This is a genomic window from Gottfriedia sp. ABJ_BB2_2 (assembly GCF_055484705.1).
Genome location: NZ_JBVFKR010000006.1, coordinates 148,190 through 162,530, shown reverse-complemented (window position 1 = coordinate 162,530; position 14,341 = coordinate 148,190). Strand labels below are relative to the sequence as shown.

At 33.2% G+C, this 14,341-nt stretch carries 13 protein-coding genes; 1 reads left to right on the top strand and 12 read right to left on the bottom strand.

Translation table 11 applies throughout. The features are described from left to right. Positions 1–192: 192 nt before the first annotated feature. Positions 193–1,233: a phosphatidylglycerol lysyltransferase domain-containing protein gene (locus ACX6U0_RS14870; RefSeq protein ID WP_464960663.1), complete on the bottom strand. Its 1,041-nt coding sequence runs from the start codon at positions 1,231–1,233 to the stop codon at positions 193–195. Between the two features lie 163 nt (positions 1,234–1,396). Here ACX6U0_RS14870 and proC point away from each other — a divergent pair, with 163 nt between their 5' ends. Beyond that, positions 1,397–2,203, top strand: coding sequence for a pyrroline-5-carboxylate reductase (proC, locus tag ACX6U0_RS14865; protein ID WP_464960662.1), 807 nt, complete (start codon positions 1,397–1,399; stop codon positions 2,201–2,203). A 160-nt stretch (positions 2,204–2,363) separates the two neighbouring features. Here the strand turns inward: proC and tpx are convergent, their stop codons facing one another. The 11 genes from tpx to refZ all read right to left on the bottom strand — a co-directional run bounded on the left by tpx (position 2,364) and on the right by refZ (position 14,340). Continuing rightward, positions 2,364–2,864, bottom strand: a complete 501-nt coding sequence (tpx, locus tag ACX6U0_RS14860) for a thiol peroxidase (RefSeq protein WP_192602999.1) — start codon at positions 2,862–2,864, stop codon at positions 2,364–2,366. A gap of 92 nt (positions 2,865–2,956) precedes the next feature. Next, complete coding sequence (ytfJ, locus tag ACX6U0_RS14855) at positions 2,957–3,400, bottom strand: GerW family sporulation protein (protein ID WP_464960661.1); 444 nt, start codon at positions 3,398–3,400, stop codon at positions 2,957–2,959. Positions 3,401–3,406: 6 nt separating this feature from the next. Further along, positions 3,407–4,039, bottom strand: a complete 633-nt coding sequence (locus tag ACX6U0_RS14850) for a DUF2953 domain-containing protein (protein WP_464960660.1) — start codon at positions 4,037–4,039, stop codon at positions 3,407–3,409. Positions 4,040–4,250: 211 nt separating this feature from the next. Next, complete coding sequence (locus tag ACX6U0_RS14845) at positions 4,251–5,822, bottom strand: amidohydrolase (RefSeq protein WP_464960659.1); 1,572 nt, start codon at positions 5,820–5,822, stop codon at positions 4,251–4,253. A gap of 151 nt (positions 5,823–5,973) precedes the next feature. Next, a complete protein-coding gene (gene mbcS / locus ACX6U0_RS14840; RefSeq protein WP_464960658.1) occupies positions 5,974–7,548 on the bottom strand; it encodes an acyl-CoA synthetase MbcS in 1,575 nt (524 codons plus the stop codon). Between the two features lie 157 nt (positions 7,549–7,705). Further along, positions 7,706–8,578 (bottom strand): aldose 1-epimerase family protein, encoded by an 873-nt coding sequence (locus ACX6U0_RS14835; RefSeq protein ID WP_464960701.1) that lies wholly within the window; start codon positions 8,576–8,578, stop codon positions 7,706–7,708. Positions 8,579–8,981: 403 nt separating this feature from the next. Continuing rightward, entirely contained in the window at positions 8,982–9,191 is a 210-nt protein-coding gene (locus ACX6U0_RS14830) for a small, acid-soluble spore protein, alpha/beta type (RefSeq protein WP_464960657.1), read from the bottom strand. 80 nt (positions 9,192–9,271) lie between these two features. Continuing rightward, positions 9,272–10,504: a tRNA uracil 4-sulfurtransferase ThiI gene (gene thiI / locus ACX6U0_RS14825; protein ID WP_464960700.1), complete on the bottom strand. Its 1,233-nt coding sequence runs from the start codon at positions 10,502–10,504 to the stop codon at positions 9,272–9,274. Between the two features lies 1 nt (position 10,505). Further along, positions 10,506–11,648, bottom strand: coding sequence for a cysteine desulfurase family protein (locus tag ACX6U0_RS14820; RefSeq protein WP_464960656.1), 1,143 nt, complete (start codon positions 11,646–11,648; stop codon positions 10,506–10,508). Positions 11,649–11,720: 72 nt separating this feature from the next. Continuing rightward, complete coding sequence (ezrA, locus tag ACX6U0_RS14815) at positions 11,721–13,433, bottom strand: septation ring formation regulator EzrA (RefSeq protein ID WP_464960655.1); 1,713 nt, start codon at positions 13,431–13,433, stop codon at positions 11,721–11,723. 259 nt (positions 13,434–13,692) lie between these two features. Further along, complete coding sequence (refZ, locus tag ACX6U0_RS14810) at positions 13,693–14,340, bottom strand: forespore capture DNA-binding protein RefZ (protein WP_464960654.1); 648 nt, start codon at positions 14,338–14,340, stop codon at positions 13,693–13,695. Between the last annotated feature and the right edge of the window lies 1 nt (position 14,341).

The following is a 14,341-nucleotide window of genomic DNA, read 5'->3' as shown; positions in this document are numbered from 1 at the left end:
CTCATTATACGTATGCCTTTTAAGCGTGTCCACTTTATTAATTGTGTAAAAGTTATTTCTTTCAACTAGTAAGTATTTATTTCTATATTTGGACAAATTTGATATGAAATTGCTCTTAAGAATGCGTTAGTTGATTACAATTCAAATCAAAAAATAAAGAAGACCTCGAACTAAATCAAGGCCTTTTCTCCATTAACTTATTTTTGCTTTTTTTAAGACAGGTTTTTTAAATTTGATAATTGAATCGAGTGATTTTTTTCCGTGTACAATTTTGTACAAAGTATTTACTACCATAATAAATGTGTAAGGCTTATACGCTAAATACTTTGGTTCCCAACAATTTGCAAACTTACTTTTATATGTTAAAAGCCCTTTGAAATTATAGATTGAATTACCGTATTTAAATATTAATTTAGCCGATTTTTCATATATAGTAGCATTTGAATCAATTCCTACATTCGCTAAAGGTGCCATTCCTAAACTACACTTAACAAATCCTTTTTCTTTAGCCCAAAATAGGATAGAAATAAATAGCATATCCATTGCCCCGTATGGCATATCTCTTTTATGCCTCATTAAATCAATGGAAATAATCTCTCCTTCAATTGCTAAGGTTGCAAATGCAATGATTTCCCCATCACTATTTTTTAAACTTGCAACAGGAAAATTGGAAACATAATCATAGTGAAAAGAACTGACAGAAAACGATAGTTCTTCTCGTCCATTTAACCATTCATCAGATACCTTTTTTAAATTCTCAAGGAAATACACATCATGATCTGGTATTGATACTTCAAATTCAAAGCCTTGACGAATTAATCTATTCCTTTTCGTGCGAAGCTTAGCGCCTTTTTTCCCTGCTATTTCATACTGTTCTAACTCCACAACAGCTTCTTCGCCTAGTTTAAATAAGCTATATCCCGCCTTTATATATACTTCTTTCATATTATCATTTATTTGATAGAAACACGGCACACATTTCATGCTCCTGGCAAATTGTTCAAATTCTAGTAATGCTTCTACAGAATTTTCGCCAAGTGCGTCTCCTAAAACAACGAATTTGTCTTTATTTTTTCGATATAGAAATGCAGCCTTTTTATTTTTCGTAACAAAAATATCCTTATCACCAAGAAAACCTAAATGTGTTTGAGATGAACCACCATAAGTTTGAATGAATTCTTGAATTAATTGGATCGTATTTTTGTCTTTATGCTGAATACATGTTTGTTTCATAATTCCCCCCTTATGAAGCTTCAATATCACTTGCATGTTCTATTTTACAAAAAAATGATGTGAACGGGAATAAATTATTAAAATTTTTTAACAAACTATTATTTGGTAAAAATTAGGTCCTACTGTATAATTCAATTTATTACTTAATAATGGATGTGAAGAAATGGATAAAAAAATAGGCTTTATAGGCTGCGGAAAGATGGCTCAAGCGATGATTGGTGGGTTAATTGACTCCAATCTAATAGAAAGAAACAATATAATTGTAAGTGCTAAATCGAATGAAACACTTGAAAAAGTAAAAGGTTTATACGGCGTTCAAACATTACAAAACAATGTAGAATTAGCTTCGAAAGTCGATTATTTATTCTTAGCAGTTAAACCAGATCTGTATCCAACGATCATTGATGAAATTAAGGATCAAATTTCAAATCATACAGTAATTATCACAATTGCGGCAGGTATAACATTAGAAGGGGTAGAAAAATCTTTTGGTAACGAAGTAAAGATTATTCGTACAATGCCAAATACACCATCATTAGTAAGAGAAGGAATGAGTGCACTTTGCCATAATCAAATCGTTACAGATTCTGAACTTGAAGAAGTTATGTCTATTTTTAATAGCTTCGGAAAATGCGAAATTGTAAATGAAAATGTAATGGATGCAATCCCTGCAGTTAGTGGATCTTCTCCTGCTTATGTATATTTAATGATAGAAGCACTGGCTGATGGTGCTGTTTTGCAAGGTATCCCACGTAAACAAGCTTATAATCTAGCTGCCCAAGCCGTACTTGGTGCTGCTAAGATGGTCCTTGAAACAGGATTACATCCAGGCGAATTGAAAGACCAAGTATGTACACCAGGTGGTGCAACAATTGAAGCAATTGCTGAGTTAGAAAAGCAAGGATTCCGCTCTTCTATAATCAGCGCTATGGAACGATGCACAGCAAAATCTAGCGCTCTTGGTAAATAAAAATTCATGGAAAATGATAAGTAAACAATAAAAAGACAACTAGCATTTTCATTAGTTGTCTTTTTTCTATGATTGTCCACACCAAACCACCATCTCTTCAGAAATATAAAAAAACTGCCGAGTATCACTCGACAGCTTTGTTTACTAAAATAGAGTTTTATTATTTCGCTGCTTTTACAGCTTCGATTGCTGCTTCGTAGTTTGGATGGCTTGTACCTTCACTTACGTATTCAACATAAGTTACTACGTCATTAGAATCTACTACGAATACTGCACGAGCAAGTAAACGTAATTCTTGCATTAATACGCCATAAGCTTCACCAAAAGAAGCATCACGGTGATCTGAGAAAGTATGTACATTTTCTAATCCGCTAGCTGCACACCATCTTTTTTGTGCGAATGGTAAGTCCATAGAAATAGTTAATACTTCTACATTTCCAATGTTAGATGCTTCTTCGTTAAAACGACGAGTTTGTGCATCACATACACCAGTGTCTACTGAAGGTACAACACTAATTAAACGAACTTTACCAGCCGAAGTTTCTAAAGTAACAGGGCTTAAGTCATTAGCTAATACAGTAAAGTTTGGAGCTTTTTCTCCTACTTTTACTTCAGAGCCGATTAAAGTTACTGGATTGTTTTTGAATGTTACAGATGCCATGATAATTCCTCCCAAAAATTACAAAATGTTCACAACATTTATCTTACTGGAAGGAATGCATGAATGCAATTAACTTTACTCAAATTTTATATTTAATCTAGTTCTGAATCGTAGCCATCTTCTTCATCAGTTGGTTCTTCTTTTTTCTTCATATAGCTCTTAACTTTTTCTAATGCTTGCGGTGTTAAGTCCATTAGTTTTTCAATTAAATGTGTGTTCTGATCTAAGTGTAAAAGTTTTACTCCATGCTTGTTTACAATTAAGAAAGCAATTGGCGTGATTGATGCTCCACCACCAGTACCTCCTCCAAATGGATGAGGACTTCTAGTTTCAGTTTGTTTGACACCATCAATTAAATGATAGTTTCTAAACTCACTTCCACCAGCTGCAAATCCAACACCTACTTTTGAAACAGTTAATATGATGCTTCCATCAGGTGTTGAAATTGGATCACCGATTATTGTATTAACGTTTATCATTGCAGATAGATTTTCCATCGCTGCATGCATTAAATCACCGATTGGATGTTGACTCATTACTAATCACCTCGAAATAGATTCAAATGGATGTGTAACCTGAAATTCTTTTCTTGTCTTCCTATAAGCCAAAAACATTAAAAAGCCTGTATAAACTGCTTTTCTAATTGAAAATGAAAAACGAATTTTCCCATTCGCCTCAATGATTGTTGCATAATAATTAGGTGTTATATCTATATTTGGTGGTTTATGTAAGATTGTAAATCGTTCTAGAATGTTCTCTATTAAACCAATCATACTGTAAGCTGCACCAATAGATACTCCTGTTATAGCCGAATTTCCAACACCAAAGTGGACATGGTAATTTACATTATATATTTGCACTGATTGTAAAAAACGAATAATGATAGTATGTGCATTTGAATATAAATTTATGAAAAAATCAATTTGTTGAAAGATAGAAATATCTCTTTTTTTCTCTAAGTGCTCTAACTCTTCTTTTACTTCGTTTGGTTTTAACGGAATGATAAATTTATATCTCAACAAATTTTTTAACATAGAAATTTTTACAATCATAATTCGTTCCTGATTTGTGTAAATGGTATGACTCATTACTCTTAGATCAATAAATAGTATCATTAGAATTAACGTTAAAATTAAGATTCCAATAATGATTAAGAAGGAATATAAGTAAAGCAAGAAACCACCCTTTTTTGTATCAGTATGGGCAATCAAACTTTTCCATAAACAAAAAAGAATGGTAAAAATACTTACCATTCTTTCAGACTATTGACAAACGTTCACTTTCTTCGTTACTTTTCCTGTTTGCGGTGCTCATTACCGTCAAAGGTAACATCCGGTTTTCCGCCTCGAAAGACAAGCGTTTTCAAATTTTTTAAGAAAAAAATAACTAGTTTCTAGAAAATACAACTCTTCCTCGACTGATTGTTTCACTACATTCTAATGTTAATAAATCATTTGGGTTCATTTGAAATGGGTCTTCTTCAAATAATATAAAATCGGCGTTATACCCTACTTTGATTAATCCCCTATGATTGTCTTGTCCAAATGATTTTGCACTACTAACTGTATATAATTGTATAGCCTCAAATAGACTAATTGCTTCTGATTCATTATATGTTAATCCATCTTTTGCTTTTCGAGTAACTGCAGAATATACACCTTGCCATGGATTTATTGTGTCAATTGGTGTATCTGATCCATTCGCTATCGGTATTTTTTCATCTAATAGGGTTCTTATAAGGAAAGCATTTTGATTACGCTCCTCCCCTATTCTCTCAATTAGCCATGGATAATCTCCATATAAAAAGGATGTTTGAACGTCAACAACGATATGTAGGTTCTTCATTTCTTCAATTAATTGATTTGACAATAATTCACAATGGATAAACCGATCAGGTAGTTCTAAATGATTCGGATATTTCGTAACAACATCAATTGCCTGTTTTACTGCTAAATCACCAATCATATGAAAAGCTACTGGAAGGCCTGCCTCTCTTGCTTTTTTTGTAATTGACTCCAGTTTAGTAGGTGCAGTGACTTGTAAACCATTTGTATTGTGATCATCAGCATATGGCTTTTCTAAAAGAGCTGTTCTACCACCAAATGAGCCATCTATAAAGGCTTTCACTCCACCAAAAGAAACATTTTCATTACCACTATGTAAACGCCCTTTTACATCATCAAGTGTTGAATGGTGTATTAGTACATGTGTATGAAAGGAAAGCTCTTCAAGTAATTGTTCATACAAATCAACAACGAGGTTTGCATTGCCATAATAAGATAGATCCTCTGTCACACACGCGACGATTCCATAGCGATGGCAATCCTTCACAGCTGTAGTAATTGCTTTTGATAAATAAAGATCATCAGGCGCAGGCATTGCTTTTAAAATTAAATTGACTGCCTCATCATATAGCAGGCCATTTAATCTACCATCTACGCCTACTCCAATTTGTCCTCCTTCAATCTCCGTTTGATGGTCGATTCCAGCTTCAATAAGTGCTAAAGAATTTACAAAGTAAACATGTCTACAAGTTCTTTTTAAAACGATTGGATTTTTATTTGATAGCTGATCTATATCAACAATTGAAAAGTCTTCTTGAATTGTCCATTCATTTTCATTCCACCCCTCCCCAATGATCCATTCATTAGGCTTGGCATCTTTTACTGCGGAATGCATTTTTTGAAGCATCTCATGGTAAGAGGAACAGTTTGAAAGGTCAACTCGATTCATCGCTTCACCATGGCCAATTAAATGCATGTGACTATCGATAAAACCTGGCAGTCCTACTTTCCCTTTACAATCAATCAACTCAACAGCCTCATCAGCTATCCATGTTATCAGATCATTGTATGAACCTGTTTTCACAATTTTTCCGTCTTCGGTACAAATTGCTTCAAGTGTCTCTCCTTCTCTTGCCATCGAATAAAATAATCCATTAAACCAAAGCTTTTTCAATTAGAACACCGTCCATTCTAAAATAATGCTATTTTCGTTTGTTATTATTTTTTATTACCGCATTTTCTGTTTTATTTGGATGCTTTCTTCTGATTAAAGAGCCAAAATAAAAAAAGAGGGAATTTCCCCTCATTTTAACATAAGTATTTGTTTATTTCGATTCTGGCATTTGTTCCCTAGCACGTAATTCAACTCTTCTTATTTTTCCTGATGTCGTTTTTGGTAATTCATGAACAAATTCAATTTTTCTAGGATACTTATATGGAGCAGTTACTTTTTTTACATGCTCTTGTAATTCAATGACTAGCTCATCATTGTTAGAAGAGTTCTCCGTTAACACGACATATGCTTTTACGACATTACCTCGCAATGGATCAGGACTTGCTACAACAGCACATTCTTTAACCAGCTTATGCTGAACAAGAGCATCTTCTATTTCAAATGGACCAATTGTATAGCCTGCACTGATAATGATATCGTCGCTACGACCATCGAACCAATAGTAACCGTCTTCGTCCTTTTTAGCTCGATCTCCTGTAATGTAATAGCTTCCTCTTATTTGAGCCTTTGTTCTACTCGTATCATTATAGTAATGTTTGAATAAAGCAGGAGAATTAATATGAACTGCAATATTTCCAACTGTATTAATCTCAACCGGATTACCATCTTCATCAACAATTTCAACTAAATTCCCCGGAGTCGGAACTCCCATTGAACCTACTTTGGCTTTTAAGTCTTTTAACGTTCCAATTAATAAAGTATTTTCTGTTTGGCCATAACCATCTCTTACATCAACCTGAAAGTATTTTTTAAATGTATGAATTACTTCTTGATTTAATGGCTCCCCTGCAGAAACAGCACTTCGTAAAGAAGGTAATTTGAATTGGTCCAAATTCTCCGCTTTTGCCATGAAACGATACTCCGTTGGTGTACTACAAAATACAGTGATATTGTGTTCATTTAATAAAGTTAAAAATGTTTCGGGATCAAATTTACCTTCATAAAAGAAACCTGTTGCACCGCTTCCTAGTGTAGCTAGAAATGGACTCCATATCCACTTTTGCCACCCTGGACCCGCTGTTGCCCACACAATATCATCTTCAGTTACATCTAACCAGCTTGAAGCGATTGTACGAATATGTGCGTATCCCCAACTATGAGTATGTACCACACCTTTTGGATTGCCAGTTGTACCTGATGTATAAGAGATAAATGCTAAGTCATCACTTTTTGTTTCCACAGTTAAAACATGAGCTCCTAAAATTGCTTGATCGTTTAATGAGTTCCATACACCAGTTTCTTCGTTGATCGTAAACAATTTATAATTTCCACTTTTAGCAAAGCTACTAAATGTATCTAAATACTGATTATGCGCTACAATTCCTTTTACTTCACTATGGTCAATTCGATACTGAATATCTTTCACTGTAAGCATTTCTGAGCCTGGAACAATGACACAGCCAATTTTTAAAATCGCTAAATAAACAGCGTATGTCTCTACGCATCTAGGCATCATAACAAATAGTTTGTCCCCTTTTTCAATCCCATTGTTCTTAAATGAAAATGCATATTGGTGAACCTTACTATATAAATCTTTATAAGTTATCGAATGAGTCTCACCGTTCGAATTTACCCATCTTAATGCTACCTTACTTGTTGTCGCAAACTTTTCAATCTCCCAAACAAGATTATATACTTTCGGAGCAACTAAATTGATTCCATTCATATGGAAACTCCCCCTTTTATACGATTACTAATTTATATTTAGTAGCTGTCCAAATTAGAATAATTAAACATTTCGTTAATAATATGCGTAAAACCTTCTTTTATTCAGAAAATTTAAACAAATAAAAAAACCACCTAAAAAGATGGTTTTTACTTACTCATTTTCCAATCGTAATGTTATATGTACAATCGAAGCTTTCATTTGGTTCAAGTATATTTACACCTAAACGATTTTTCATTTCTTTCACTGGACCTGCTTCATCAGCGATACCGTACCAAGGTTCAATACAAACAAATGGTGCTGTTTCCGTCGTCCAAATCCCTACATAAGGAAAGCCCTCAAAATCCACCTTAACAAAACTTGAATGATTTTTTGAGTGAATTGAAATAGAATTTTTCTTCAAATTTTCAAGAATTAATGCATCATCTTTAAATAGCTCGCGAGTTAATGGAAGAACACTCGTCTTGTCTGCTATCAATTCTCTCTTTCCATTCCGATAAGATCCTTCTAATTTGATTGTTTCGATTGTTTCCTTTTCTTCAAATTGTATGTAATAGTCTTCAAAAGATTCATTTTCCAATAAAGGTACATTAAAAGCTGGGTGAGCACCAATTGAAAACGGCATTGAAACATCATCTTTATTTGTCACTTTGTACGTGACATATATTGATGAACCTTCAATTCGATATTTTATTTTTAAAGAAAATTTATAAGGGTATTTTAATAATGTTTCACTATTACTAACTAACTCATAAATAATCTCATTTTGATCTTCCTTTATTACGTTAAATACCATATCACGAGCAAAGCCGTGTTGCGTTAATTCAAATATTTTTTCATTCACCTTATATTGGTTGTCGATTAATTTACCCACAATTGGAAATAGGACTGGAGCATGTCTCCCCCAGAATGAAGGATTCGCATTCCACAGAAATTGAATTCCATCAGTTTTTGATAGGATACTCGTCAATTCTGCACCTTCAGGTTTAGAGGTAATTTTAATGAATTCATTTTCTAATATTGACATGATCAATTTGCTCCTTTATTTTCATTAACCATTATTATAGCAAATTTCATAATCAAAAACCCATTTTACTATTTCCAGTCCATTTTACTAATATAATGTTTTCGAAAGCTTCTTTTAAAGAAGAATGCTTTATTCCGCTTCAGGTTGCTCACTTTCCATGGGATTAACAGTTTACTTACTGGTCACATAAAGGTCATGCATGCATTACCTGAGGACATCGTGATATGCAAATTAATTCTCATGTAGAGGGGTCTCACTTGCCCTACAATTACCCTAAGAGTCGTTCTTTTTACAACCTTGGTTATATTCACAGCTCAAAGTGCACAATTTATTCCAAATTATCTCTAACAAATAGAAAAGAGGTAGGTTTAACCCTACCCCTTAATCCATAGATATTTAAAAAGTATTATCGAGAAAATCCACCAAGGCTTTGTTCAGCCATTTGTACTAAACGCTTTGTGATTTCACCACCAACAGAACCATTCGCACGAGAAGTTGCATCAGGGCCAAGGTTTACGCCAAACTCTGAAGCAATTTCATACTTCATTTGATCTAAAGCAGCTTGTGCACCTTCTACCACTAATTGATTACTACCTGAATTATTTCTATTTGACATGTGTTGTCACCTCCTTGTGAGTATAGAGTGTGATAAAACACATATCTTCATACATAATTTTTCTGGAAATTTTTAGTAATTTATAATAAAGCGTCTATATCAACCTGTTCTTCTACTGAATTAAACTGTTTTCGCATCATTTCATTTTCAAAAATAAGTGTTTCTTTCGAGGCTACTGCCTCGTTTATTAAATCAGTGAAGTCAAAACGACTTTCAAAACGCGCCACTTTATCACGCTTTGGTTTTGTTGTTGGATTCGCTGGTGTAAAGATCGTACAGCAATCCTCATACGGTCTAATACTAATATCATACGTATCAATTTTTTTAGCAATATCCATGATTTCTAATTTATCCATCGCAAGCAACGGACGTAATACTGGATAGTTTGTAACCTCATTAATTGTATGCATACTATCTAGCGTTTGGCTCGCAACTTGTCCTAAGCTTTCACCAGTCGCTAAAGCAAGTGCTTTTCGTTCCACTGAAACTTTTTCTGCAATTTGTAACATGATACGTCTCATAATTGTCATTGTATAGCTAGCAGGCATTTCTTTGTGGATCGCTTTTTGAACTTCTGTGAAAGGTATGACATGAAGCGTTACTCTCTTACAATATCTTGTTAATGTACTAGCCAGATCTGTTACCTTTTGTTTTGCGCGATCACTTGTAAAAGGCGGACTTTCAAAATGGATTGCCTCAATTGAAACACCTCGTTTTAAAAGCATATAAGCTGCAACTGGACTATCTATTCCTCCAGATAATAGAAGCATTACCTTTCCGCCTACTCCAACTGGATAGCCACCTGCTCCATATTCTTCACCGCAAGTTATATAAGTTGCATCATCACGCACTTCCACTCGTACGGCAACATCTGGATTATGAACATCTACTGTTAGATGCTCTGTATTTTGCAAAATATAGCCACCTAGTTCACGATTTAATTGTGGAGTGTTTAATGGGAATTGTTTATAGCTTCGTTGAGCATTCACTTTAAATGTTTTTACAGTATCGCCTAATTCCTCAATTGCTTGTAATGCGCCTTTTTTAATCGCTTCTAATTCTGTTTCAACCTTTCGAGCATAACTAAACGTATGAATACCAAAAACTTGTTTCAAGCTTGCAGCAACTTTTTCATGGTCATCACCATTTAATTTAATATACATACGATCTCGAGTAGCAGTAATTTTAATGTTTTCAAAACTTTTTAAGCGATTTCTAACATTTTCTCTTAATATACTTGTAAAACGACCTCTATTTTTTCCTTTTGTTGTCATTTCACCATAGCGGATTAATATATATTCTACATTCATTATGTTACCTCGTTACTTTATATAAATTTTTAATTACTTCACTCATAACTTCATTAAATTGCTTAACTTCTTCATTTGTATTTTCATAAGAAAGACTGATTCTAATCGCACTTCCAGCGACCTGTTCGCTTTTTCCCATACTTTGAAGTACACGACTGATTTCATAATTCTTAGATGAGCAGGCCGATTTAGTCGAAATATAAATATTTTCTTCAGATAGAGCATGTACAATTACTTCAGGCTTTAACCCTACAAAAGAAATATTTAATATATGAGGTGCAAAATTTGAAGATGGAGAGTTAATGACAGCACCATCAATTTTCTCCAAATGATGCAATAATTCATTTCTTAATGTTAATAAATGATCACTCATCGATTTTTGCTTCTCAAGTGTAATTCTTAAAGCTTTTGCCATTGCAACAATTCCAGCTAGATTCTCAGTACCAGATCGAATTTCTCTTTCTTGAGAACCGCCAGTCATCATAGAAGATAATGTAACTCCTTCACGAACATATAAAAATCCAGTTCCTTTTACACTATGAAATTTATGACCTGAAACAGTGAGTAAGTCAATTGCAGATTTCTTTATCTGTAAAGGCACCTTTCCAATTCCTTGCACCGCATCAACATGAAAGAAAATTTTTGGATACTTTTTTAAGAATTGTCCAATTTCACTAATCGGTTGAATGGCTCCAGTCTCATTATTTACATGAATAATTGAAACTAGAATTGTATCTTCTCTCAAGGCAGCTGCTACATTTTCTACTGAAATAAATCCATCTTCATCAGGAGACAAATACGTTACTTCAAAACCGAGTTCCTCAAGCTGCTTATAAGCTTCATAAATCGAAGGATGCTCCATTTCTGTTGTAATTAAATGTTTTCCTCTAGAACGATGCATCATAGCAGTTCCTTTAATAGCTAAATTATTGCCTTCTGTTCCACCCGATGTAAAGATAATTTCTGAAGGTTGAACCGAAAGGAGATCAGCTATTTGTAATCTTGCCTTGGATAGTAATTGCTCAGACTTACCACCTAATTTATGAATAGAGGAGGGATTACCAAAAAACTGTTCAGAGACAGTCATGTATGTTTCCAATACCTCTTTATATGGTTTTGTTGTCGCACTATTATCAAAATAAATCATCACAGTTCCTCCATGCTGCTCACTTAAGTCCTTATTATAGCCGAAAACAGACTGAAACCCCTAAGATTTAATCTATAGGGGTAGTGTGTACTTTTGTTCATTTAGTATTTCTTGTAATTTATTAATTGCACCTGGTTCAACACTTTCAATAGAAGCAGCTGCTTCTTCAAGAGCTTCATTATATTGGAATTCCCTGAAAAGTTGTTCTGATTTATCCATTGCAGATGCAATTTGTACATTTTTACTTCTATAGCGATTACCATATTGTATCACTTTTTCTACAAAATATCCTTGTTCAATCATAAATTTTGTATCATTATAGCATTCATTCACAGCAGTTGATGCTTTTTCTAATAGAATAGAAACCTTGCCCATTTTTAAAGGCTTTTTCTCTAATTCTAAATAGACATTCTGCATACTTTCTTGCGCTTTTTGAATTTGTTCTAATGATGAGACAGGCATCCCTGGTAAGTTAGAAATTTGAACAAGACGTTTGACCTCTAACATTAGTCGCTTCATATCGATCAACTGATCTCTTGCTTGAAGTTCATCTTTACGAAGTGCCTTTAACATTTCAACATACATTGCATGTGATTCTTTCACATCCAGCATTTGCTTTTTCAATAAATCTAGTTCCTCTCGAATGACTGAAAATGCAAGATCTTGCTCTGCCACTCGAATTTGTAATAATTCAAAACGCTTTGTAATGATACTTACTTGCTTTTCAACAAGTTTTTGAGCTTGCGTATCTTCTTCGTTTAACTCATAAATTTGTTGAACTAATTGAGTTTCTTCTTTTGTTTTTAAATTCGCTTCACGAATTCGATGTATTTCTTCTTGTGCTGACCAAATTTCTTTCTCAACAATATATTTACTTTCCACTTCTTGCTCTAATGAATCATAGATTGAATCAATTTTATCTTTAACAGATTCAAGCTTTTCATTTGCTTCAGTGATATTTAATTTCTTAATTAATTCAATACATTCATTACATATTTTCGAACAGTCAGCTGCTTCACTTTCAATCACTTCAAATTCAAGTGCGTAGCCATCAGATTTCATTTGTTTAACACCTTCAAGTAAATTATGTATTTGTGATGGCATTGTCGTTGAAGATTCAATATACAAATCTGGTATAATTTGCATTTGAGCTTTTATTGTATTTACTTTATCAACGATTGTTTTTACTAACTCTCTAGCTTCTAAATAATTCCCTTGTTCTGTAGTTTCATTAAACAATTGAATTTCTTTTTTTATTTCATCAAGCTTTTTCTCTAATTGAGTTTCCGCAATTGAATATAAGTGACGATGAGTAAGTAATAGTTTTCTTTGTTCGAGATATTCTTGATTTAAATGTTCAATATCCGAATTATTCTGTTCTTCACTACCTATTAACTCACTTACTTCACTTAAAATCGTATCAATATTTGCTTCTGCTTCTTTTAGTACGCTTTCTAATTCAGCAATTGTATATTTTGCTTCCATGAAATGGTACTTATTGATTGCTTCGTCAATATCATAAACCGAATCTGTTACTTTTGGTAACACAGTTGTGACTAATTCATCCCAATCGGTTCTCCATTTTTCAAAGAGTTCCTCTGTTTGACCCGTCATATTTAGTCCCTTAAGCTTTGACAACTCGTCAGTAACTGGCTTACTCATCAGCTGCATTCTCCAAGCCTCAAGCTCATCAAGTCTTTTGTATAAACGGTTGCGCATTGTTAGGGCTATTATCATTAAAGCAATAACAATAGAAATTACAATTAAAATTACTGGGATTGTCATTTCCTAGGTGTACCTCCTCTGCTTGCCTTCTAATCTATTTATCGTTCCGTGACATTTTTTGATGTTTTAAGTCGTTTCATCTTAGACTTTATAGTTTATCATAACATGATACAGTTGATTTTTGACCTTATTTTTTCAATTTTTTTAAATATTTATCAAACTATAATAAATATTGTAATAACTTGTCTAAAAACATGTTTTTTAAACAAGGAAAATCGCCTCTCTTATTGTGATTACTCACATTAAAAAGGCGAATCTTTTAAGAGTACATTTTTAATTCAGTCAAACCATGTGTATCTAATACGAAAAGTGAAGAAATCCACTTTTCCACATATTCTTTATATCTATCAAAAAAATAAGTATCATTCTGTTGAATATATAGGACTTCATTCATATAACTAGGAAATAAGTATGGTGTAGATAGAAAAGATTTTAATTGGACAAAGAACACTGAAAAAGGCACAGTGATGTTTGTATTATTTAATCTTAACGCATCATAGATCTGAATAAATGTATATCGCTCTCTTGCCAAGTATGTCATCATAATTTCACGGATAAAAACGGAATCAAGTGTTAATTCCCTATAAAAAATAGATGCATATTCTTTTTTATGAAAATTATAATTCAAAACTTCTTCTACTAGGTCAATTAATACTGAATCTGCCTTTTTAGTTTCCAGAAGTAGAGTATATTTATTTAATATCGCTACGTAGCCTTCTAAAAAATCTACTATTATGTGCTCTAATAATCCCTGTTTACCTTTAAAATAATATGAAATTGTTGCGATATTAACATTGGCTTTTTTAGATATATCTCTCACTGATGTACCTTGATAACCATTCGTCTTAAATAATGCTAGGGCTGTCTCGATGACTTTATTCTTAGTTGCAAGTTTTTCTTGCTCCATA